Genomic DNA, 21,570 nt, shown 5'->3' with positions numbered 1-21,570 from the left:
GGACTCGGCCGCTCGTTGAGCGCTTCCCAGACGGGGAGCGACAGAAGAAACATATCCCTGGCCGTGTAGATGAGACCTGTGCAAGAAGCAATATACGGGGAAGCACCCATAGTCGCGGACTCTGCGTTCGTCTCGAAGATGGCGTACCTCATCGGCGATGTGGCAGTCGGCGAGCGAAGTAGCGTCTGGCCGTTCGTCTGCCTCCGTGGTGACGAGAGCGGGATGCCGACGACTGTCGGTGACGAGTGCAACGTCCAGGAGTTCACGATGCTCCACGGGGCGACCCTCGAAGACGAGGTGTCGGTCGGCCACAACGTGGTCATCGACTACGCTACGGTGAGAGAACAGTCACTCGTCGGGATGCACAGTGCGGTGTTACGTGGTGCGACAGTGGAACCGAACTCGCTCGTCGCGGCGGGGAGTCTCGTCAGACAGGGCCAGACGGTTCCCGAGGGGCACCTGGCGTACGGCGTCCCGGCAGACACACGTCCGCTCAGCGACAGCCAGCGCGAGGAGATATCGATGGTCCACGAACACTACGTGGAACTCGGACAGGACTACAAGGAGACAGGACGGTTCGAATGACACACTACGATATACTGGAGTGTCCAGCGTGTGGGTCCCAGCTCGAAGGTGACGGAGAAACACCGGATAGTATCGTAGACGGTCAGCTTCGGGTCGCAATCGACTGTCCGGCGTGCGAGACGCCCCTCCGAGTCGATTTCGAAGACCTCGACCCACGGACCGGTGACGTCGCAGTCTCGGTGGAGAGACGCATCGAGTGAGTCGGTCAAAAACGGAGTGAGTCAACAACAGCGCCCCCCGACCAGGGTAGCTGAGCAGTCCCGCGCCCGATACCGTCGATCGGAGCGTACTGTACCAGCAGTTATAAGATGTTATCGGCTGTCACACTATACATGGCGGATAGCTCGGCTACACCCGATGGTACGGGACGTATTATCGACGCACACGTCCACATGAACCCGTTCTGGCGACTGGACGACGACGCTCGCTCGTTGCTTCGCGAATACGGCCACGGGTTCGACGAGAAGATGGAACTGGCGCGTAATCCGGAGCAGTTCGTCGACTACCTCGACGAGCAAGGCGTCGAGAAAGCGGCGATAATCAACTACGTGACGCCGATCCTTGGGTATACGCACGACGTAAACGAGTGGGCCACCGAGTTTCGCGATACCGCTCCCGACCGGATCCTCGCGTTCGGGGGCTTCGATCCGAATGACACCGACGACCCGGAAGCGGAACTCGACCGTGCCATCGACGATCTCGATCTGGACGGCATCAAAATTCACCCACCACATCAGAACCTGCAGGCCAACGACTATCTCTCCGATCCCGGTTATCGGGGACTCGACAGCCTTCGGAGTCTCTACGAGCGGTGTGCACGAGCGGACATCCCCGTAATGGTTCACACTGGGACCAGCATCTTCCCCGGGGCACGCTCTCGGCTCGCCGACCCGATGCCGCTCGACGACGTCGCTGTCGACTTCCCCGACCTCGATATAATCATGGCCCACGGCGGCCGTCCGATGTACACAGACGAGGCGTGGTTCCTCCTCCGGCGACACGGGAACGTCTACTTCGACATCTCGTCGATCCCGCCGTCGAATCTGCTGGAGCACTTCCCACGACTGGAAGAGGTCGTCGATCAGGCGCTCTTCGGGACCGACTGGCCGGGCCCGATGGTCCCTGGTATCGGCGAGAACGCCGAGGCAGTCCGGTCGCTCTCGCTCCCGGACGATGCGATCGACCGCCTCCTCTATGGCACTGCCGCGGAGTTGTTCGACGACGCATGAGTCCGTTCCGTATCGCCCACAGCCACGGTAGTCCCGAGGGAGAAAACAGCACGTACGTCTTCCCACAGCGGGGCGTGCTTATCGATCCGGGACCGCCGGGCGAGAAACCGTGGGAGACCCTCTGTTCAGGACTGGCTAACCACGGGATGGAGGTGGTCGACGTAGAGCACATCATCCTCACACACTGGCACTCCGACCACGTAGGGCTCGGTCCACGGCTAGCGGCGGCCGCAGACGCGACACTCCACATGCACGAACTGGACGCCCCGCTGATCCGAGACTACGGTCAGGAACGGCGCAAGCGGGTCACGCGCGACGCCGAGACACTCACCTCGTGGGGTGCGCCAGAGCACGTCGTCGCGGACGTTCGGAAGAACGACACCCCTTCCCCCATGCCCGACGCCGTTCCCGTGACCGAACACCAGGACGGTGACAGCGTCGCGGGCCTCGAACTCAGACACACGCCTGGACACACGTGCGGACACGTGACAGTTCGGGCGCAACGAACGCTCTACGTCGGTGATGCCGTGCTACCGATGTACACACCGAACGTCGGCGGGAGCGACACTCGAACCGCCGGTGAGGACCCGCTCGAAACGTACCTGCAGACCATCGACCGGATTGCCAGCTGGGACGTTTCGCAAACAGCGAGGCCGGGGCACGGTCCGTCTGTCTCACTCGACGACCGCATCGACGTCATTCGAACGCATCACAGAGAACGCGTGGCCGACGTTGTCGACGCGACACCAGCCGAGGGGGCGACACCGTGGACCATCGCTCGGACGCTCTTCGGCGAGATGTCTGGCATCCACGCGAAGATGGGAGCCGGTGAAGCGGCCGCGCACCTCTCCCGCGCCGCCGAACTGGGATTCGTCGAACGAATACAGGAGCAACCGGTCGTGTTCAAACCGACAGAGCGTCCGCTCGAAGACGGTTCGCAGCTGCTTGCCGAGTAGTCCGGACCCACTCCCCCCATAGATATATATACTACCGATGTAAACAGCATTGTACGTCCAGAAATCACACTGGAGCGGGTTTCACCATGACAAGATACAGTACAGCCGAAGAGAATCTCCCCGACGACTTGGACGGAGAAGTGAGTATCCAGCTGACAAACACGGACACGAAGGAGATATTCGTCACCCGGGCACGCGTCGCGAGGTCCGAAAGCGAACTCGACGATCCGGAGCCACTGACAGTTGTCCGGGGTCCCCACGAGAACATCAAGGAGGACTGGTACATCGATATCCTGGAGACCGAGCCCGAACTCACAGAGATCGACGAGGAGACACTCCACGAGTGCATCGAGTACAGCCGCACGGAGTCGAACGTCATCAACGCCCGGTCGGAGGACGCCCGGGCGATGCTCCAGTACCTCGTCGCCGTCGGCGAGTTCGACTCTGTCTCGGACGGCGTCCGCACGATCGTCAATTCGTATATGCAAGACGCCTACCCCGAACTCCTCGAGGCCTATCTCGACGCCAAGGCAGCGCGCATGCGGGACGAGCTATCGAGTGCATTCGGTGACAACACATGACGACGTCGCAAAACGGGGCGGTCGGTAGCTTTCGTGGCTACCTAGAGCGACTCGAAGACCGCGGCGAGTGCAACCGGATCGGCCAGCAGATCTCCTGGAATCTCGAAGCGGGTGCGGTGACGATGCAGGCCAACGAACGCGACGCAGCCATCCCTGTGTTCGAAGACGTGAGCGACGAGTCGACGGCGCGACTCGTGGGCGACCCCTACCGGGGACCACGCCGGCAGCCCTGGGAGCGTATCGCGATGGCGCTGGACCTGCCGACAGACCTGACGACCGACGGGTTCTACGAGGAGATGATCGATCGCTTGCGCGCGCCGGTCTCGCCGTCTGTGGTCGACAGCGACGATGCCCCGTGTAAACAGGTCGTCCACACCGACGAGGACGTGGATCTGCTCTCGTTCCCGTGGCCGTTTCTCCACGTCGGCGACGGCGGCCGGTACTCGAATCTTCATACCCTCATCGCGGACGACAGAGATTCTGAGTGGACAGACTGGTCGTCACATCGCGCGATGTTCCACGACAGCACGCGTGCGAGCGTCTTGCTGCTCGCGGGTGAGCAGACACCGAACATCTACTACTACAAGTACGAACGCCACGACGAACCGATGCCGGTCGCCATAACGATCGGCGCCGAGCCAGCGGTCGAGTCCGTCTCGATGATGTGGATTCCGACCGGCCGGGACGAAGCGGAGTTCGCTGGCGGGTTGAAGCGTGAGCCGGTCGAACTCGTCCCCTGCGAGACGAACGATCTGCTCGTCCCGGCGACCGCCGAAATCGTTCTGGAGGGTCGGATCCTCCCCAACAGTCGACTCGACGAGGGCCCGTATGGGGACTACTTCGGCTACATGCACGGGCCCCGCCGGTCGATGCCGGTGCTCGAGATCGACGCGATCACGCACCGAGAACAGCCCTATATTCCCTTCGCAGTCGAGTGGTCCGAGGTGGGGTACGCCCACAACACGACGTCGTCGATGGAGCTCGCCTGTGTCGGCCCCGACGCGACACTGGGCCTGCGAGCGGTCGGGTTCGACGTAGAGAAACTGGCCCCGTGGCCCTTCACTCCACGAACTGTCTACGTCATCTCCACGGAGCGGACCGAGCCCTCGTACCTCCACGAACTCGCGAACTTCATCTTCACGACCTGGGGAATGCTCCACGTGGACTTCTTCGTCTTCGTCGACGCCGACGTGGATCCGTTCGATCAGCGCGCTGTCCTCGAAGCGATGTCGCTGTACGCCGACCCGGATAAGGACTTCCACCAGTTCGGTGCGGAATCGATGCCGAAAGTTCCGCTCAACATCTACCAGACGCCGGAAGAGAAGGGGGATGTACAGATGGGGACGTCGAAGGCGAAGACGGCGAAGACGTACATCGACGCGACACGCCCGGAAGGAGAGAAATCGCGTCAACCGTTCGAACACGCCGACGCTGATCGGCGCCAGCGTGCGCGGGAGATACTCGTCGATGCTGGATTGTCTACCGACGCCTTCGGCGTGGATACCGTCGGCACAGCGGGGGAGCGATAATGACGGACGCACCCTCGCTTCGAGAGACGATCGACGCACTGGGAGCGACCGACGACCTCCTGACCGTCGAGCAGTCTGTCCCAGACGAAGAGATCACCGCAGTGGCGACAGAGTCGATCCGTGCGAACGGGCCAGCCGTCCGGTTCTCCGATACCGGCGGTGTCGTCACGCCAGTGTCCGGCGTCTTCGCGGGACCGGAACAGGCGACACAGTATCAGGAGAAACCGTGGCAGCGTCTCGGGGTCGGACTCGGTCTCGGTGGGGCCGTCCCATACGAGCAGGTCGTCGAGCGAGTCGTCACACCGCTCGCGGAAACGACCGACCCACCGGCGGCGGACATGCTCGCCGACCCGTCGGACGTGGACTGTTACTCCCTCGGACTGCCACCACTCGAACCAGGCGACCCACCGGCGTTCACACTGGGGATTCTCGCGGTCGAGGACGGCGACGAGACGCGGTGGTTCCCGGTCCGTGGGACAGTCAGTGGCACGCACCGTCTCCGAGCGGTCGTCCCTTCGAACAGCACCATCCGATCCGATGCGACTGTATCGCTATGTCTCGGTGTGCCGGCGGCAGCTCTGACCAACACCTACCTCCACTGGCTGGACCGCTCTCAAACAGGGAGCATGCGGCCGAGCACCCGGTCCGACGCCGTGCCTGTCGCGACCCACGAGGGCCTGGAGGTTCCAGCGACCGCAGAAGTAGTCGTCACTGGCAACGTGGACGACGTGCGGTCGGGAACACCGACAGACGAAGGACAGACGACCTGGGAACTGGCGATGGAGACGGACGTTGTCGACATCAGCGTGAACTCGGTGGCACACCGTACTGATCCGCTCGTTCCGTTCATCCCGCTCGGGGCCCCACTCACCGACGACGTCCAGCTGGTCGGCATCACGGAGTCCGCTCGCCTGAGCTATCGTGTGAACAACTACTGGGGGATTGCGCCGGTCGAGTGGATCCGTCTCCCTGCAGAGATGTGCCTCGGTATGTGTGTTGTCGCGTCAGAGGTTCTGTACGCCGGGTTCGAGTGGCAGCTGTCGAACACGCTGTTCTCGTTCTCCAGCCTGTTCGACAAGATACTCATCCTCGACAAGGACACCTCGGCTGCCGACCTCTCACGCCCACTGGACGACGTCTGGGTGAAAGCACACCCCTCGCAGGACTGGGTGTTCAGTGAGCCGAGCGCACCCGCTGCGACCGCGCCGGAGTATCGGACCGACGGCACGCCAGGATCACGGCTGTTCATCAACGCCACATGGGACCCACGCTGGGACGAGGAATACATCGCTCCACGGGTGACCTTCGAGACGTCCTACCCCGAGGAGGTCCAGCAGACTGTTACAGAGCTGTGGGACAGTCTCGGCTTCGATTCGTCGACCGATAGCTGAGTTACTCGGGCACGAACTTCAGCCCGTATCGGGTGACGCCCTCCACAGTGTAGATCCTGCGGAACCGTCCAGTGACCCGGTCACCGACCGAGACCTCGCTGGGTTCGCAATCGGTCAACTGGACAGGGAACCGGGCGCTCTCGCCGTCTACCGTCACCTCGACGATAGCGACGGCGAACGCCCCGTCCCGGCGCTGGAGTTCGACGAACTCCGGCGGTGCGCCACCCTGGCCGATGACGGTCACGGCGACGACCTCGCCGGTTCGGGGGAGTTCGACCTCGTCGAACGCGACTCGTTCGTGGCAGTCGGGGCAGGTCCCTTCAGGCGGGAACGCGACGGTCCGACAGTTGGGGCAGCGGCCCGCCTGGAGCCGGTACCGCTGTGGAATCGTCCGCTGCCACGACGGGAGACTGACGTGTGCGCCGCCACCGGCCACGTCGGTGTCGCCGATCGCCCCGCGTTCACGCAGCGCCCCGGCGTACGAGATGGGGGTGCCGGAATCGATAGCCGTCTGGACGTCCGTCTGAACGGTGTCACGCGCTTCGAACGCTAGACCGACAGCCGTCGCACCGCTGCCGAGGAACCCGGCGACGACTGACGACGAGTCCTCGGTCTCCGCGAGGGCAGCGAGCAGACCGATGGCAGTCGTCGCTGCGCCAGCGTCACCGATCTCGTCGACGACGGTACCAGACCCGACCGTCTCCGTATCGTACGGAAGTGCACGAGCGATCCGGTGTGGGATGTCGGCCGTCGGCTGGTAGAGACTGGCGCCGTCGACAGCCTCGTGATCGACGGCGAGTGCGTTCACCGACGACGAGACCAGGTCACGGATCGTCTCGCGCTCGTAGGTCGTGATGTCCAGGTTTGCGACAGTCTCGCTGCCGCGCTCGCGGAACCGGAGTCCGGGTGCATCACGGGACCGCGTCGCCGAGTCGACAAGGACGACAGCACCGTCCTCGTCGAAGAGGAACGCAGCGGCGCCTGCGCCGACGCGCTGTCCAGCCTCGGCGGGGTCGCCACTGGGTGCGTCCGAGACAACGGCGAGCGCGGGTCCGTCTGCAGTAGCCGCCGACAGGAGTGCATCAGCACCGGCGACGGTACTCTGGGTGGACACGTCGAGGCGCACATCTTCGTCCATACCGAGTGCCGCGGCGGCCCGGGGCGCGAACTCCTCTTCTTCCAGCGGTGGCGTCGTCGTAGCGATCGCGAGATGCTGGACAGCCCGTGGCTTCCGTTCGCTCCCGGCGATGGCGTCACGGCCAGCCGCGACGGCCATCGTGAGAGCGTCTTCGTCCGCCTTCGGCACGGCAGCCTGCGAGACGGGTGCGCTCGTCTCCCAGGCCGCTTCGATCTCCTCACCGTCCAGTCGGGCTTGCGGAAGATACATACCGGTCGCGACGATACCGTAGTCGGCGCTCATAGTGCACCTCCATCGACCCGCTCGAAGACGTGGACAGTCACGCCACCACCGGACCCACCGACGTTGTGTGTCAGTCCGACCTGTGGATCGTCCACCTGAACGTGGGCCTCATTACGGAGCTGAGAGAACGCCTCGACGACCTGTCCCGTCCCGGTCGCACCGATGGGGTGCCCCTTCGACTTGAGCCCTCCAGACGTGTTCACCGGGAGCGCGCCGTCCGGATCGGTGATTCCCTCACGGAGGAGCCGCGGGGCTTCGCCCCGCCCGCAGAAGCCGAGGTCCTCGTACGCAGCGAGTTCGGCGATGGCGAAGCAGTCGTGGACTTCGGCGAAGTCGAGGTCGTCCGGCCGGACGCCGGCCTCCTCGTAGGCGCGCTCGGCGGCCGTCTCCGAGGCCGGGATACTCGTCAGCGAATCGCGCTGGAACAGGCCCACGCGACCGCTGGCAGCGCCTGCGCCCGCCACCCGAACCGGCGCGTCCGAGAACTCGCGTGCAGCCTCCTCGCTCGCGACGAGGACGGCACTCGCACCGTCCGTCGTCGGACAGCAGTGATACAGGTTCAGGGGGGCAGCGACATCGGGGGCGTTCATCGCGTCTTCGAGCGAGCATTCGAACCCGAGTTGTGCGTGCGGGTTCTGGGCCCCGTTGGCGTGGTTCTTGACCGCGACGCGGGAGATATCCTCCTTCGTCGCCTCGTATTCGCGCATGTACGCACTCGCCATCTGTGCGTAGACGCCAGCGAACGTGGTTCCGGAGAGGCGTTCCCATTCTGTCTCACCACTGACGCCGAGCCACCACTTCGTGTGGTCTCCGCTCATGTCCGTCATCACCTCGTAGCCGCCTGCGAGCGCCACGTCTACCATTCCCGAACGGACCGCCATCACGGCCTGTCGGAGGGCGTATCCGGAGGCCGCACACGCGTTTTCGACCCGTGTGGTGGGGATCCCGTGGAGCCCGAGGTGTTCGGTGACGGCTGGCCCGCTCAAGCCCAGTTGGCGGCCACCGACACCGAGGGTTCCGAGGAACGCCTCGTCGATTCGGTCTGTGTCGAAATCGCTGTCGACGCTCTCGAGGGCTTCGTCGAACGCGTCGTCGAACAGCGACCGATACGACTCCGACGGGAACGAGCCGAAGTCTGACTGTCCAGCTCCGATGATGTACGCATCGGTCATACATGGTAGATGATGACGAGCCAATATAAGATACGGGGGTATGAACGAGCGTCAATCGTTTCACTTTGAAAACGTTTCCGGCATGTTGAAGTAAGAGAGTTTGCTCTCGACACATGCAGGGAAATCAGATGAGTTCGAACCAACTGGTATCGGATGTCGTTTTCTCCGGGGCTGACGAACAGACCGCGCTTCGACAGGAGCGTGATTTCTGGCGCCAGCTATTCGATTCGCTCGTGGCTTCGTTTCCGGAGCCCGTCCTGGTAGTCGACGACGAGGGCTGTATCACACACTGGAACGAGCAGATGGCGGACCTCATCGGCCATCAGAAGGAGGACGTGCTGGGCGAGGCAGCTTACGACGTGATCGGGACTGACAGTGAATCAGAGACACTCGCAGAGAAAGTCGCCCGGACAGGCCACCCCATCCGGGAGGACAAAATTCGGACCGGGACAGGAGCAACCGGCGACACCTGGCACGTCCGGGCTTCCGGGTTTCCACTGACGACCGCCGACGACACTGTCGTGGGGGCATTCGAGATAACCTCTCGGGTGACGGAACTAGTGGAGCAGCGGAACGTACTGGAGGATCTGCAATCGCAGATGGCAGACGAAGTCGAATCTGCGATCGCCGATCTGCAGTCCTCAGCAGAGGACGTAGCAGCGAGCTCCGACCAGATCAGTGACCTCGCCGACGAACAGGCTGGAGAGCTCGACAAGGTCAGCGACGAGATCTCGACTTTCAGCGCGACGATCGAGGAGATTGCAGCGAGCGCTCGGGAGGTGAACGAGAAGAGCGACGACGCCCGCCGCCTGGCCGTGGACTCCCAGGAGTCCGGACACACCGTCCTCGATAGCACCCAGCAGATGGCACAGGCGGGCGAAGATGCCAGTGCGAGCACACAGTCTCTCACCGCGAAGCTCGACGAGATAGATCAGATCGTGGGCGTGATTACCGAGATTGCAGAGCAGACGAACCTCCTGGCGCTGAACGCCAACATCGAGGCGGCCCGCGCCGACCAGGGCGGTGACGGGTTCGCGATCGTCGCCGAGGAGATCAAGCAACTCGCAGCGCAGTCCAGAGCGGAAGTCGACGAGATCGAGCAGATCGTCTCCGAACTGCGGGAGACCGCTGACGACGTGACCGGCCACGTTCGCACAGCGAACACACACATGGAATCGACCGTCGAACACGTCGAGTCGCTCGTCGAGAACCAGGTTGCCATCGTGGAGGCCATCCAGGAGACGTCGTCCGGGGTCGACGAGATCGCTGCTGCAACCGACGAGCAGGCCGCCAGCGCCGAGGAACTCGCGAGTATGATCGAGACGACAGTCGAGCGAGCAGAGACAGTCGCGAGCGAGGTCGAGGACGTGGCTGCGGGGAACGAGGCACAGATGACCAGGGTCGACGAGATCCACGAGAGTGTCCGCGAGGTCGAAGAGCAATTGCGCTCGAACTCCACCTGAACGGTCGAAATACGCCAGTTCCGCGTCGTCACACTCTCCGATCCGCTGTGCAAACTACTCCTCGGTGAACAGGGCACGCATCTGTGGCGTGAACGTGATCGGGTTCCCTGACTCATCGAAACATCCGTACTCGGAGATACCCTCGATACTCACGCTGCCGTCGCTCTTGAACAGGTGTTTGATCCGGAGGGTGTCCTCGGTGACCCGGCGCACGTCTGACTCGATGGTGAGCGTCGACTCGTAGGGAACAGGAGAGACGAACTCCCAGCGCCAGTCGCGAAGACGGAACGGTCTCGGGTCGTCACTTGCCGTTTCGAGAGCTGTATCCGTCGATTCGATGAACCGTTCCATCGCCACGTCGGCAAAGCGCGGGTACTCCTCGAAATACGCGAGTTCGGCACCCTCGATGTGGGGACCGCGGATATCGAACGATGCCGAAAACGATGGCCAGTCGCTGTCACCGTCCACGCTACGTGGGCCGGCTTCAGGTGCGGCCTCTTCGAGGGCGTCATGGAACTGGTTCCGGGTCGGTGCAGGAATCGGTTCCGTCCCACCGTCTGGAGCGATGGTGACGTGCGTGAGCCGCGCTGTGGCGAGTCGGTTTCCCACGCTGTCGGTCATCTCGTAACACAACTCGACACTGCTCTCCCCGACCGATATCGGGGTCGTCTCGACAGTCACCGTATCGCGAAAGCCCGGATAGCGATAGACAGTCGTTGCTGCAACGACCGGCGCATAGGGGATACCGCCGGCAGCGACGATATCCTCGAACGAGTGGCCGAACGCTTCGGTGATGACCTGTGTCGAGATGAGTTGCCAGTCGAAGAACCGCGCCCCGTCGACGAGCGGTCCAGCGAGCTCGCCGAACCGAACGTCGTGCGAATCAATCGTTCTCACACCCCGAGTGATGTCGGCAGGCGCTATTAAATACCCAGGCCCGGATGGTTTTTTGTCGGTCCGAGAACAATGGCACGTATGGTTCGAGTCGAGAAAGCCGACCGTGTACACACACTCTCATTCGACCGTCCAGAGACGAAGAACTCCTTCACTGTCGAAACTGCCCACCAACTCGTCGATGCACTGGAAACCGCCGAGGAGGAAGACGCTCGCGCTGTGGTCATCACCGGCGACGGCGACGCGTTCTGTGCCGGTGGCGACATCGACGCGATGGCCGAACGCGACGAGACGCCCGGCGAGGCCTACGAACGGATTCAGTCGACGCTCACGACAGTCATCGAGGGCATCCTGACTGCGCCGTTCCCCGTCATCGCGAAGATCAACGGCGACGCCGTCGGTGCGGGCACCAATATCCCGGCTGCGTGTGACTTCGCGTACGCTGTCACCGATGCTCGCTTCGGAGAGGTGTTCGGCAACGTCGGCCTGATTCCCGACTCAGGTGGGACGTTCTTGCTGCCGGCACTCGTCGGTCTTCGGACGGCGAAGGAACTGACGATGACCGGACGCCTGTTCGACGCCCAGGAGGCGGCAGAGATCGACCTCATCAACCGTGCGGTCCCTGCCGACGAACTCGATGCGGTCGTCGAGGATCTACTGGAGACACTCGCTCGGAAACCGACGGAGACGCTCGGGCTGACGAAACGCGGGATTCACGAGAACATCGGGCGGCCGTTTCGCGACGCACTGGAACGGGAAGCCCATCTCCAGACCATCGCCTACGGGAGTGACGCCCACGATATCGGTGTCAGCGCGTTCCGACAGGACGAGCGTCCCGACTTCCGGTGAACCGGCTTCGAGGCAAGATTTTTTATAGGAGTGTATGATAGTCAACCACGTATGAGCTACGACGGTCCGAGAGAGCTGTATATCGATGGCGAATGGAGAGCAGCGGAGAACGGCGACACGATCGAGACAGTCGATCCGGCGACCGAAGAGACCTACGCGACAGTGGCATGCGCGACGGCCGAGGACGTCGATCACGCGGTTGCCGCTGCCGACGCGGCCGCCGAGCGTGGATCGGAATGGCGGACGATGAGCCCGAGTGACCGCGGTGCGCACCTCCGGGCGATGGCCGACGAGATCGAATCGCTGGCCGACGAGATCGGTCTCGTCGAGTCTCACGACAACGGCAAGACGCCGTTCGAGGCCAGCCTCGACATCGACATGGTCGTCGACACCTTCCGGTACTACGCCGGCTGGGCGGACAAGTTGACCGGTGAGACGGTTCCGGTGCCCGGTAACCGTCTCGACTACACGCTACAGGAGCCACTCGGTGTCACCGCCCACATCGCTCCCTGGAACTACCCCTTCCAGCTCGCGGGCCGGAGTCTGGCGCCGGCACTCGCCTGTGGGAACACGGCTGTCCTCAAACCCTCGAACACGACACCACTGACCGCGCTCTACTACGCGAAGGCTGCCGAAGCAGCCGGCCTCCCCGACGGTGTCCTCAACGTCGTTCCCGGAACCGGGTCCGAAGCGGGGAGCGCACTCGTCTCCAATCCCGCCGTCGACCACGTCGCATTCACGGGCAGCACGGGTGTCGGGAAACACATCATGTCGGAGGCCGCCGACAACGTCACCGGCGTCACGCTGGAACTGGGCGGGAAGGGGCCGAACATGGTCTTCCCGGATGCCGACCTCGAAGCCGCGGCCAAGGGCGTCCACTACGGCATCTTCATGAACTGTGGGCAGATGTGCTGGGCGGGGTCACGGTTGCTCGTGCACGAGGACATCCACGACGAGGTCGTCGAGCGTGTCGTGAACCGCGCGGAGGCGACGCCGCTCGGGAGTGGCATCGACGACGATGGCCGGATGGGTCCCGCAGTGAGCGAGAGTCACCGCGAGGAGGTCCTCGACTACATCCAGACCGGCATCGACGAAGGTGCGACCGTCGCGACGGGCGGCGAAATCCCCGAGGACAAGGAGCAGGGGTACTTCATCGAACCGACGGTGTTCACGGACGTGACGAACGACATGACGATCGCTCGCGAGGAGATCTTCGGCCCAGTGCTCTCGGTCATCGAGTTCAGCGACGACCAGGAGGCCATCGAGATCGCGAACGATTCACCGTTCGGGCTGAGTGCAGGAGTCTGGACCAGCAACATCCACAGAGCCCACGACACCGCAGCGCGTCTGGACTACGGGATGGTCAGTATCAACGAATACCCACAGACGTTCCCCCAGACGCCGTTCGGCGGATTCAAAGAGAGCGGTGTCGGTCGCGAACAGGGGACCGAAGCGATCAAGGAGTACACGCAGGCGAAGAACGTCAACGTCAACATCGACCGCTAACCCGCCCAGCGCGTCTCGAACACCAATCCTTCTAGAGTGTGTATAGAGTGGCCTGTCGGCCACTACGTCGTACGGTACCTCACAACAAAGAGGAAAATCTTTGTGACGCTGGACCGAGGTGAACATGTATGCAGCTGTTAGAACGATCGTTGTCCGCAGAGCATCGAGAAATCAGGGACCGTGCCGACGAATTCGCACGCGAGGTTCTCGCACCACAAGCAGAAGAGATCGAGGAGCACGACGAATTCCCGCGTGACATCGTCGAAGCGGCTGGTGATGCAGGGCTGCTTGGTATCCTCCTGCCAGAGGAATACGGTGGACTGGACTCCGATTTCGTCTCGTACGCGCTGGCAGTCGAGCGGGTCGCACGCGAGAGCGGGGCCGTCGCCGAGACGATCCAGGGACACACCTTCGCTGCGCTTCCGATCGCTCGTCACGGGACCGAGGCACAGAAAGAACGGTGGCTCCCGGAGATGGTGTCGGGGGAGTCCGTGGGCGCGATGTTGCTCACCGAACCCGGTGCCGGGAGTTCGCCGACGGAACTCGAGACGGTCGCCGAGGAGGCCGACGACGGCTACCGGCTGACGGGCGAGAAGTCCTTCGGGACGAACGCAGGCGTCGCAGACGTCCATCTCGTCGTCGCGCGGAAGCAACCCCAGCCAGACGACTCACACGGCGTCAGCGTCTTCCTCGTGCCCGCAGTCGACGAAACACTCGGGTTCTCGTTCGACCGTGCGGAGTTCATGGGGATGCGCGGTCACGTCACCGGCGACTCGACGTTCGAGGGCGTGCAGGTCGGGACGAACGCCCTGCTCGGTGAGGTCGGAGCGGGGTTCCGTATCGCGATGGGGACCATCGACATGGCGAGAACAGGACTCGGTGCCATCGGGACCGGTATCGCGCAGGCAGCATACGAGGATGCTGTCGACTACGCCAGCGAACGCCGCCAGGGAGGCAATGCGATCGGCGAGTACCAGGCGGTGCAGGTCCTCGTGGCGAAGATGGACACGCGTCTCGACGCAGCACGCCACCTCGTCTACGAGTCCGCGGCGACGATCGCCGACGAGGGTGGGAACACGCGAAAGTCGAGTCAGGCAAAGTACTACGCCAGTGACGTCGCCGAGTTCGTCACGCGAAACGCGATGCAGATCTACGGTGGCAAGGGGTACCGCACGGACTACCCCCTGGAGCGGTACTTCCGCGACGCAAAAATTCTGAGTTTGATCGGTGGGACGACCGAGATCCAACAGACGACTGTCGCGACCGAATCGCTCTCGCTGTAGTTAGTCGTCCGACGTCGGTTCGGGCGCTTCCTTCTCGCCGACCTCGACGCCGACGAAGTCCGGTTCGCGATCCTCGAGGAACGCGTTGACGCCCTCGTTGGCAGAGTCCGAGCCGAGCAGCGCGTTCTGCAGTTCACGCTCGTGGGAGAGCGCGTCCCAGAGCGGCATCTCCAGACCCTCGTTGACTGCCAGCTTGTTGTGGCCGACGGCACCGGCGGGCTTCTCGACGATCTGTTCGGCGAACTCGAAGACGGCGTCCTCGACGTCCTCCGGCGGGTGGATCTCGTCGAAGATGTCCTTGTCGTAGGCCTCCTGGGGCGTGAGTTCCTCACCAGTAATCATCATGCGGAGCGCGTCCGAGCGGTCGATGTACCGCGGGAGCAGCTGGGTCCCTGCCTCGCCGGCGATGAGGCCCAGGTGGACCTCCGGCATCCCGACGCGGTAGTCGTCATCGTCACCAACGAACCGGAAGTCACAGGCCAGGGCAAGTTCGAGGCCGCCACCCATGCAGTGCCCGTCGACGAGGGCGATGAAGATCGTATCCGTCGTCCGCATCTTCATGATGATCTCCTTCGACGTCTGGCTGGCGTAGCCGATCTGGTGAGCCTCCTCTGTCTGGAGGTCGTTGATGTCGAACCCGGTCGAGAAGATGCTCTCGTTGGCGCTCCCGAACACACACACGCGGACGTTGTCGTCGAAGCGAACCCCTTCGACGGCCCGCTGCAGTTCGAGCAGAACGTCGATGTTGTGAGCGTTGACGGGCGGCCGGTCGATCCGGAGGATACCGACGTGGTTCTCCACTTCAGTCTGGAAGTACTCTAGGTCGAGCTGGTCGAATGACTCCATTGTACGTTATACAGAACCACTGCATAGGTTATAAATCTTTGGGTGATGATGGTGCCGCGCAGCCCACCATCGTCCGCTCGCGGTACAACGGCCCGATTCCACGGCGGGGTGCCAGGATCGGGCACGGTGGTTCAGCCACCAGTCAGCTATCGACCGTCGTCAGGCGACTTGCCGTCGTACTTGAGACGCTCGAACATCGTGTTGCAACCGTGGCAGTAGTACTGGCTCTTGGAGATCTCTGACCCGAACGCGGATTCCTGCTCTGTGTTTCGAGACCCACAGAACGGACACTCGGGGTGTTTCTCCGTGTCCGGATCGTCGTTCATGGATGCACTCATCGGTCAGGCCCGCGCGAACTCCGCGCTGTTGGCACCGCTTAACGCATCGACCAACGCAGCACTGATGTGACCCTCGCCGACGCGACGGTGCGTAGCATCCCAGTCAGCAGCGTCTGGGGCGTCCCAGTCGGCCACCGAGATATCGACGTCGGTGTCCTCGAACATCGAGACGTAGTGCGACTTGAAGCCCTCACGGATGTCGGCGACCGACCTGTCGGTGAAGCCGGACTGCACGAGCGGATCCGAGTCGGCATCGAGCGTGGCCGGTCCGATGAACGCCAGCACCGCAGGGACGGCCGCTTCGAGCGCAGCCTCGACCTCCTCGGGGTTCTCGTCGGCGTGGTGTTCGAGACGACCATCGAGATGTTCCAGGTGGAAGTACTCGTCCTGGCCGATGCGTTCACCGAGGCCCTCGAAGTCCTCGTGGGCGATGGAATCGATCAGGTACCACGCCGCGCGTTCGGTCAGGTCCGCTACCGTGACGAACTCGGCCCACGACCCGACCGACTCGTCGAGGCAGCCAGCGTTTGAGAACTCCTCGGGTGAGCGGTCGCCCTGTAACCACGAGAGGTCGCGGCCGTTGTCCGAGAGTTTCTCGTAGAGCTGACGAACGTGACCGATCTCGTCCTGCGCAGCGCTCGCCCCTGCGATGTCGTCCTCCAGAACCGGCCCCGAAAGCATCCACTCCGCGTACCGGTGCGAGAGGATCAGCTTCGTGTCGGCGATTGCCTGTACGTAGTCGACAGCGTCGTCGTTCCAGTTGTCAGTCATTGTTGTCCCGTGGGCGGTGATTCCGCCTTCTGTTCGCCCGTCACTTCCACGAGCTCGTCTCGGGGAACGGCGACCATCCGGTCCCAGTCCTCCTCGTCGAACGTCGTGCGTGCGTAGGTCTTGACTAGCTTGTCGTCCGGTGCGTCCACGTTACCGACGTGGATCAGGTCCTCTCCTGCTCTGATGCGTGCGAATACTTCGTATTTCATAGTGCGATCCCCGATTCTCGGAGTTTCTCTCGCGCGTCCTCGTCCAGCATATCTTTGGTCCAGACAGGATCCCAGACCACGTCGATCTCGACGTCGCTGATCCCATCCATGGTCCGGAGACAGCCCCGGATGTCGTCGTGGATGAACTCGTATGCCGGACATCCCATGCACGGGAACGACACGTCGATGTTGGCGACACCGTCTCTATCCACGTCGACGTCGTATATCATCGCCATCTCGACCAGACTCAGTGGAATGTGCGGATCCGGAATCTCGTCGAGGTTCGCCCAGACGGCCTGTTCAAGTTCTGATTCGGTCCCGTCAGGTCCGATGTCGAACGGACCGAATCCCAGTTCGCCGATTTCTGTCTTCGAACTCTTGCTCATTGTACACCGGTTATGGCATCACGTCGACTTTGCCGGACTGGATCAGGTCGACGTACTTCTCGTTTGCCGGGCCACGCGCCCGCCAGCGGTCGATGACGTCGTCCCACGAGATCGGTTCGTCGAAGCGCCACTCCTTGTTCTCCTCGTCGAACGCGACCGGGAACTCGTAGTCGATCACGTACTCTTCGGCGTCCTCGTCGTAGTGAGCCGGGAACTCGATATCGATTTCGTTGAGGAACGGGACCGCGCGGTCCAGCCAGTCCTGGCGGAGTTCGTCGTTCGATTTCCCCTTGATACGGTATTCGAGCTGGTCGTCGTGGCGCTTCTTGTCGTCGGGAAGACCGAACCACTCCAGTGCCATGGGGAACATCCAGTCGACGGCCTCCTGGACCTTCTGTCTGGTCGACTCGTTCTTCGTCGCGAGCCGTCGCATCCACGTCTCACCGTGTCGGAGGTGGAACTGCTCCTCCTTGGACACCTTCGTCAGTGCACGCTTCCACGGCGCATACGACGTGTTCTCGTGGATGTCTCCCAGGAGCGTGATCCCCGCACGGTCGAACATACCGTGTGCGCAGACGAGCTCGGCGAAGTTATCGATGTGCTGATCGAATCCGTACGTGTTGCGGAACTCGTGAGGTTCACGCTCGAAGATGAGGTCCTCGCGGTCCTCACCGAGGTCCTCCAGCAGGCGGTACGCGATGTGGCCGTGACCGAGCTCGTCCTGGATGACGCTCACACACGAGGCCCGCGCGTCGAGACTCGGTGCGTTGAGCGACTGCTCGTAGTACGCCGGCGCACTCATCAGTTCTGTGTCAGCCGAGACCAGCAGGATCTGCTTCAGGGCCTTCTTGTACCCCTCGGTCATCTCCTCTTCCGACTCGACCATCTTCCCGTTCTGTAGCTGTTCTTTGAACTCCTCTTCGGAGAGTGTGGCTGGGTCTGCGGACATTTCGATACACCGGTATATTCGAGTGATTACATATAAGCTTTTCCCAGATACCGGCAATACTTCGGTCTTGAGCATGGCATTTTTTAACAGAGGGGGCTCAAATGGGGTGTATGGAAGCCGAGATACGGCAAGCCGAGAAAGCAGATGGTACTGAACTGATCGAGCTCTGGCACGGATTCACCGACTACCTCTCGAGGTACGACGACCGATACCAACACAAGGACGACGCCAACGAGCGGTGGCTGCAGTACTTCGAGAACCAACTCCTCGATTCGAAATACGGGACCGTCTTCGTGGCCGAGAGCGACGACGACCTCGTCGGTGTCTTAGAAGTGCGAGTGGTGGGGGATCACCCGATCTTCCGCCTCGAGGACCACGGGTACATCAGCGGTCACTTCGTGTTGGAGGAGTATCGCAAGTCGGGAATCGGCCAGCAGTTACTCGACGCGGCCGCGGAGTGGCTTCGCAGTCATCCGCGCGGTATCGAATTCTGCCGCGTCGACGTGATCGAGGGTGACGACCAGGGGATGACCGTCTACGAAGACCTGGGCTTCGAACCGATCGAACACGTGTACGAGTACGAGCTATAACGATGGTTACGACGCATACAGTGGAATTCGTCGATCTTGAGCGATCGATCGAAGTCCCCGAAACACAGAGCATCCTCGAAGCTGCTGACGAAGCTGGTCTCGAGTTACCCTATCAGTGCCGAATGGGCGTCTGTGGCGTCTGTAGTGCACTCCTTCTCGAAGAGGGTGAGGTCCAGCAGACTGAAGCGATGTTCCTCTCAGCCAGTGAGAAAGACGAGGGCTACGTGCTGACCTGTGTGGCCAAACCCCGTTCAGATCTGAAATTACGATCTAACGAGGGCCCCTGAGCGGTTTTCGTCTTTTCCTGGTCAGACCCGTGCCTGCAAAGAGGATTTTCGAACTCGAATCTGTAAACAATTGCTGTAAACAGCACGCATGTACAGGTGAGGCACCGATATCGAGTGGACAGTGCTAAGGGTTTACAAAATGACAGCCAACCAATCTCTGCGGAGATACAGGACCCGAACTACATGGGTTGGAAATTCAATACTTTCAGTGAATAACATGAGTACATATGTGATGTGAACCGTTTTCCGGAGCGGAGTTTGACTACTCTCGTCCCGCAGACGTCGTCCGATACAGCGCTATTCGAATAACAGACGTACCACTGTTATGGTCCTGACTACTATTCTTCTATCTGTTCTTATTATCCCGATCGTCGGGCACTGAAACTCGGCTCGGAGCCATCGTTGAAATATCAACAATCTCCTCCGTACGTTCAACCTCGTAAACATGACCATCTATAATCGTAAACAATACTGTTTTCACCGCGTGTAAATGAGTGTGTACTGCCAGATTGCGGCAGAAGATGGGTCCCAGACCGGAACAACCAGTGGTAGCTGTGGAGTGGGCTCCGTGTCGAAACCGTCGTCTACCCAGAGAGGGGTGATCGAATGCGGATGTCTACGCAGAAAAGCGTGTTTGCTGACGGAAACTACTGGGTTAGTGGGCCGAGACGACAGAGCATCGCTATCGCACTGCTTCTTCCCGTTCCCGGAGTTTCGTCCGCTGAATCTTGCCGGTCTCCGTCCGCGGAAGTTCGTCGAGGAACTGGATCGCGCGAGGATACTTGTACGGTGCGAGGGTGTTCTTGACGTGGTTCTGGAGTTCAGTGACGAGTTCCTCGCTCCGCTCGTAGTCCTCGTGCAGCACGATATACGCCTTCACGATCTCCCCGCGTTCCTCGTCCGGAGCACCGACGACAGCGACCTCCTGGACGGTGTCGCGCTCTTCGAGCACCATCTCGACCTCCGGCCCGGGAATATTGTACCCACTCGAGATGATGAGATCGTCCTCCCGAGACTGATACTCGAACCGACCATCTTCACGCTGAACGAAGATGTCGCCGGGGAGACTCCAGCCGTCCAGAACAGCTTCACTCTGTTTTTCGGGCCGGTTCCAGTAGGTGATACCCGTCGGACCGCGGACCGCGAGTTGGCCGGACCGCCCACGTTCCAGTTCTTCGCCCGTCTCCGGATCGACGATCTTGGCTTCGTACCCGGGAACGGCGAATCCAGTCGCACTGGGATCGATGTCGTCAGTGTGGCGGTGAGAGATGAAAATGTGGAGCATCTCGGTCGTGCCGATACCATCGAGGATGTCGATACCGTATTTCTCGTTGATCTCGTCGAAAGTGTGGGGCGCCAGCGGCTCACCGGCACTCAGCCCGAGACGGAGCGAACTGACGTCGAATTCCTCGTGCCCCTCGGGGAACTTCGAGAGTATCTGATTGTAGGCCGTCGGGACAGAGCAGAACACGGTGATCCCGTGCTCTTCGATGGCTTCGAGGAGGGTCTCCGGCGTCGCGTCCTGGACGAGACTCGTCGTTGCACCGAATCGAAGCGGGAACGTGACGAGATCACCGTAGCCGTACGCGAACGGCAGCGGCGGATTTCCGCCGAACACGTCGTCTTCCGACGGTTCGATACAGTACCGGGCGTACCCGTCGGCTGTCGCGAGGATATCGGAGTGGGAGTGGACAGCGCCCTTGGGACGACCGGTCGTCCCGCTGGTGTACAGCATCAGGCCGAGATCAGTCGCCGCCGTCTCGTGAGCCTCCAGATCGGCGCTCGCCTGGTCGATGAGCGACCCGTAGCTGGGGTGATCGTGTTCGACACCAGCATCGTCGACGACCACGACCTCTTCGACGCAGTCGACAGCGTCCACAGCGTCCTGCAGTTCGTCGAGCAGGTCGTCGTAGACGATAGCGAGCTTGATCTTGGCGTCATCGAGGATGTGTGTGAGCTCTTTGGCTCGCAGCAGTTTCATCGACGGCTGTGGAATCGCCCCGATCTTCTGCACGGCGAGACAGGAGACGATAGCTTCCGGCCGGTTGGGGAACCGAACGAGCACTCTGTCCCCTGGTTCGACACCGAGGTCACGCAGGGCGTTACCGAACCGATCGACTTTCTCCTGGAGTTCACGGTAACTGACTTCTCGGTCCCGGAACCGAATAGCGACATTGTCGCCACGCCCCTCCTCGACGTGCTTGTCGACTAGTTCCTCGGCCACGTTGATCTGAGCGGGATAGTCAGTCTCCGGAAGCGCGTTGACTGGGTCCGGGCCGTACGCTGCGTCGGGAAGATATGACTCGGGTAGGTTATCTTGCATCTCTCACTCTGAC

23 protein-coding genes are annotated in these 21,570 nt (G+C 61.9%); 13 read left to right on the top strand and 10 right to left on the bottom strand.

Annotation, left to right across the window (positions count from 1 at the left end; all coding sequences use genetic code 11):
- Window positions 1-78: 78 nt before the first annotated feature.
- From Hhyl2_RS19530 to Hhyl2_RS19500, 7 genes are all read left to right on the top strand, one after another.
- On the top strand, window positions 79-585 hold the full coding sequence (locus tag Hhyl2_RS19530) for a gamma carbonic anhydrase family protein (protein ID WP_483552477.1): 507 nt from the start codon (window positions 79-81) through the stop codon (window positions 583-585).
- Entirely contained in the window at window positions 582-785 is a 204-nt protein-coding gene (locus Hhyl2_RS19525; RefSeq protein WP_483552476.1) for a hypothetical protein, read from the top strand. The genes Hhyl2_RS19530 and Hhyl2_RS19525 overlap by 4 nt, the downstream gene beginning before the upstream one ends.
- A gap of 132 nt (window positions 786-917) precedes the next feature.
- Entirely contained in the window at window positions 918-1,814 is an 897-nt protein-coding gene (locus Hhyl2_RS19520) for an amidohydrolase family protein (RefSeq protein WP_483552475.1), read from the top strand.
- The gene (locus tag Hhyl2_RS19515; RefSeq protein WP_483552474.1) at window positions 1,811-2,770 is read left to right on the top strand and encodes an MBL fold metallo-hydrolase; all 960 of its coding nucleotides are present in this window, start codon (window positions 1,811-1,813) and stop codon (window positions 2,768-2,770) included. The genes Hhyl2_RS19520 and Hhyl2_RS19515 overlap by 4 nt, the downstream gene beginning before the upstream one ends.
- 86 nt (window positions 2,771-2,856) lie before the next feature.
- Entirely contained in the window at window positions 2,857-3,351 is a 495-nt protein-coding gene (locus Hhyl2_RS19510; RefSeq protein WP_483552473.1) for a hypothetical protein, read from the top strand.
- Window positions 3,348-4,880 carry a UbiD family decarboxylase gene (locus tag Hhyl2_RS19505; RefSeq protein WP_483552472.1) on the top strand — a complete coding sequence of 511 codons (1,533 nt, stop codon included), beginning with the start codon at window positions 3,348-3,350 and terminating at the stop codon, window positions 4,878-4,880. The genes Hhyl2_RS19510 and Hhyl2_RS19505 overlap by 4 nt, the downstream gene beginning before the upstream one ends.
- Window positions 4,880-6,271: a UbiD family decarboxylase gene (locus Hhyl2_RS19500; protein WP_483552471.1), complete on the top strand. Its 1,392-nt coding sequence runs from the start codon at window positions 4,880-4,882 to the stop codon at window positions 6,269-6,271. Before Hhyl2_RS19505 ends, Hhyl2_RS19500 begins: the two co-directional genes overlap by 1 nt.
- A gap of 1 nt (window position 6,272) precedes the next feature.
- Here Hhyl2_RS19500 and Hhyl2_RS19495 read toward each other — a convergent pair whose 3' ends face one another.
- Both Hhyl2_RS19495 and Hhyl2_RS19490 read right to left on the bottom strand, forming a co-directional pair.
- On the bottom strand, window positions 6,273-7,691 hold the full coding sequence (locus Hhyl2_RS19495; RefSeq protein WP_483552470.1) for a zinc ribbon domain-containing protein: 1,419 nt from the start codon (window positions 7,689-7,691) through the stop codon (window positions 6,273-6,275).
- A complete protein-coding gene (locus Hhyl2_RS19490; RefSeq protein WP_483552469.1) occupies window positions 7,688-8,863 on the bottom strand; it encodes a thiolase domain-containing protein in 1,176 nt (391 codons plus the stop codon). Before Hhyl2_RS19490 ends, Hhyl2_RS19495 begins: the two co-directional genes overlap by 4 nt.
- Window positions 8,864-8,991: 128 nt before the next feature.
- Between Hhyl2_RS19490 and Hhyl2_RS19485 the strand changes: the two genes are divergently transcribed.
- The gene (locus Hhyl2_RS19485; protein ID WP_483552468.1) at window positions 8,992-10,326 is read left to right on the top strand and encodes a methyl-accepting chemotaxis protein; all 1,335 of its coding nucleotides are present in this window, start codon (window positions 8,992-8,994) and stop codon (window positions 10,324-10,326) included.
- Window positions 10,327-10,380: 54 nt separating this feature from the next.
- Here the strand turns inward: Hhyl2_RS19485 and Hhyl2_RS19480 are convergent, their stop codons facing one another.
- Window positions 10,381-11,223, bottom strand: a complete 843-nt coding sequence (locus Hhyl2_RS19480; RefSeq protein WP_483552467.1) for an acyl-[acyl-carrier-protein] thioesterase — start codon at window positions 11,221-11,223, stop codon at window positions 10,381-10,383.
- Window positions 11,224-11,301: 78 nt separating this feature from the next.
- On the opposite strand from Hhyl2_RS19480, the gene Hhyl2_RS19475 reads away from it, so the two are divergent.
- The 3 genes from Hhyl2_RS19475 (at window position 11,302) to Hhyl2_RS19465 (ending at window position 14,858) form a co-directional block, all read left to right on the top strand.
- Window positions 11,302-12,069 (top strand): enoyl-CoA hydratase/isomerase family protein, encoded by a 768-nt coding sequence (locus tag Hhyl2_RS19475; protein WP_483552466.1) that lies wholly within the window; start codon window positions 11,302-11,304, stop codon window positions 12,067-12,069.
- A gap of 51 nt (window positions 12,070-12,120) precedes the next feature.
- The gene (locus Hhyl2_RS19470) at window positions 12,121-13,575 is read left to right on the top strand and encodes an aldehyde dehydrogenase family protein (RefSeq protein ID WP_483552465.1); all 1,455 of its coding nucleotides are present in this window, start codon (window positions 12,121-12,123) and stop codon (window positions 13,573-13,575) included.
- A gap of 128 nt (window positions 13,576-13,703) precedes the next feature.
- Window positions 13,704-14,858, top strand: coding sequence for an acyl-CoA dehydrogenase family protein (locus tag Hhyl2_RS19465; RefSeq protein ID WP_483552464.1), 1,155 nt, complete (start codon window positions 13,704-13,706; stop codon window positions 14,856-14,858).
- Here Hhyl2_RS19465 and Hhyl2_RS19460 read toward each other — a convergent pair whose 3' ends face one another.
- The 6 genes from Hhyl2_RS19460 to Hhyl2_RS19435 form a co-directional block, all read right to left on the bottom strand.
- Entirely contained in the window at window positions 14,859-15,704 is an 846-nt protein-coding gene (locus Hhyl2_RS19460) for an enoyl-CoA hydratase/isomerase family protein (protein ID WP_483552463.1), read from the bottom strand.
- A 146-nt stretch (window positions 15,705-15,850) separates the two neighbouring features.
- Window positions 15,851-16,030: a PaaD-like zinc ribbon domain-containing protein gene (locus Hhyl2_RS19455; protein ID WP_483552462.1), complete on the bottom strand. Its 180-nt coding sequence runs from the start codon at window positions 16,028-16,030 to the stop codon at window positions 15,851-15,853.
- Between the two features lie 15 nt (window positions 16,031-16,045).
- Complete coding sequence (locus Hhyl2_RS19450) at window positions 16,046-16,813, bottom strand: Phenylacetic acid catabolic protein (protein ID WP_483552461.1); 768 nt, start codon at window positions 16,811-16,813, stop codon at window positions 16,046-16,048.
- The gene (locus tag Hhyl2_RS19445) at window positions 16,810-17,022 is read right to left on the bottom strand and encodes a phenylacetic acid degradation PaaB family protein (RefSeq protein ID WP_483552460.1); all 213 of its coding nucleotides are present in this window, start codon (window positions 17,020-17,022) and stop codon (window positions 16,810-16,812) included. Before Hhyl2_RS19445 ends, Hhyl2_RS19450 begins: the two co-directional genes overlap by 4 nt.
- The gene (locus tag Hhyl2_RS19440) at window positions 17,019-17,408 is read right to left on the bottom strand and encodes a metal-sulfur cluster assembly factor (protein WP_483552459.1); all 390 of its coding nucleotides are present in this window, start codon (window positions 17,406-17,408) and stop codon (window positions 17,019-17,021) included. The genes Hhyl2_RS19445 and Hhyl2_RS19440 overlap by 4 nt, the downstream gene beginning before the upstream one ends.
- 10 nt (window positions 17,409-17,418) lie before the next feature.
- Entirely contained in the window at window positions 17,419-18,294 is an 876-nt protein-coding gene (locus Hhyl2_RS19435) for a Phenylacetic acid catabolic protein (RefSeq protein WP_483552589.1), read from the bottom strand.
- Window positions 18,295-18,467: 173 nt separating this feature from the next.
- Between Hhyl2_RS19435 and Hhyl2_RS19430 the strand changes: the two genes are divergently transcribed.
- Entirely contained in the window at window positions 18,468-18,947 is a 480-nt protein-coding gene (locus Hhyl2_RS19430) for a GNAT family N-acetyltransferase (protein WP_483552458.1), read from the top strand.
- Window positions 18,948-18,949: 2 nt separating this feature from the next.
- Window positions 18,950-19,234 carry a 2Fe-2S iron-sulfur cluster-binding protein gene (locus tag Hhyl2_RS19425; protein ID WP_483552457.1) on the top strand — a complete coding sequence of 95 codons (285 nt, stop codon included), beginning with the start codon at window positions 18,950-18,952 and terminating at the stop codon, window positions 19,232-19,234.
- Between the two features lie 682 nt (window positions 19,235-19,916).
- Here the strand turns inward: Hhyl2_RS19425 and Hhyl2_RS19420 are convergent.
- Window positions 19,917-21,557, bottom strand: a complete 1,641-nt coding sequence (locus tag Hhyl2_RS19420) for an acetate--CoA ligase (RefSeq protein ID WP_483552456.1) — start codon at window positions 21,555-21,557, stop codon at window positions 19,917-19,919.
- Between the last annotated feature and the right edge of the window lie 13 nt (window positions 21,558-21,570).

It is taken from the genome of Haloarcula sp. H-hyl2, assembly GCF_056934385.1.
This window is presented reverse-complemented; position numbering and strand designations above follow the sequence as displayed.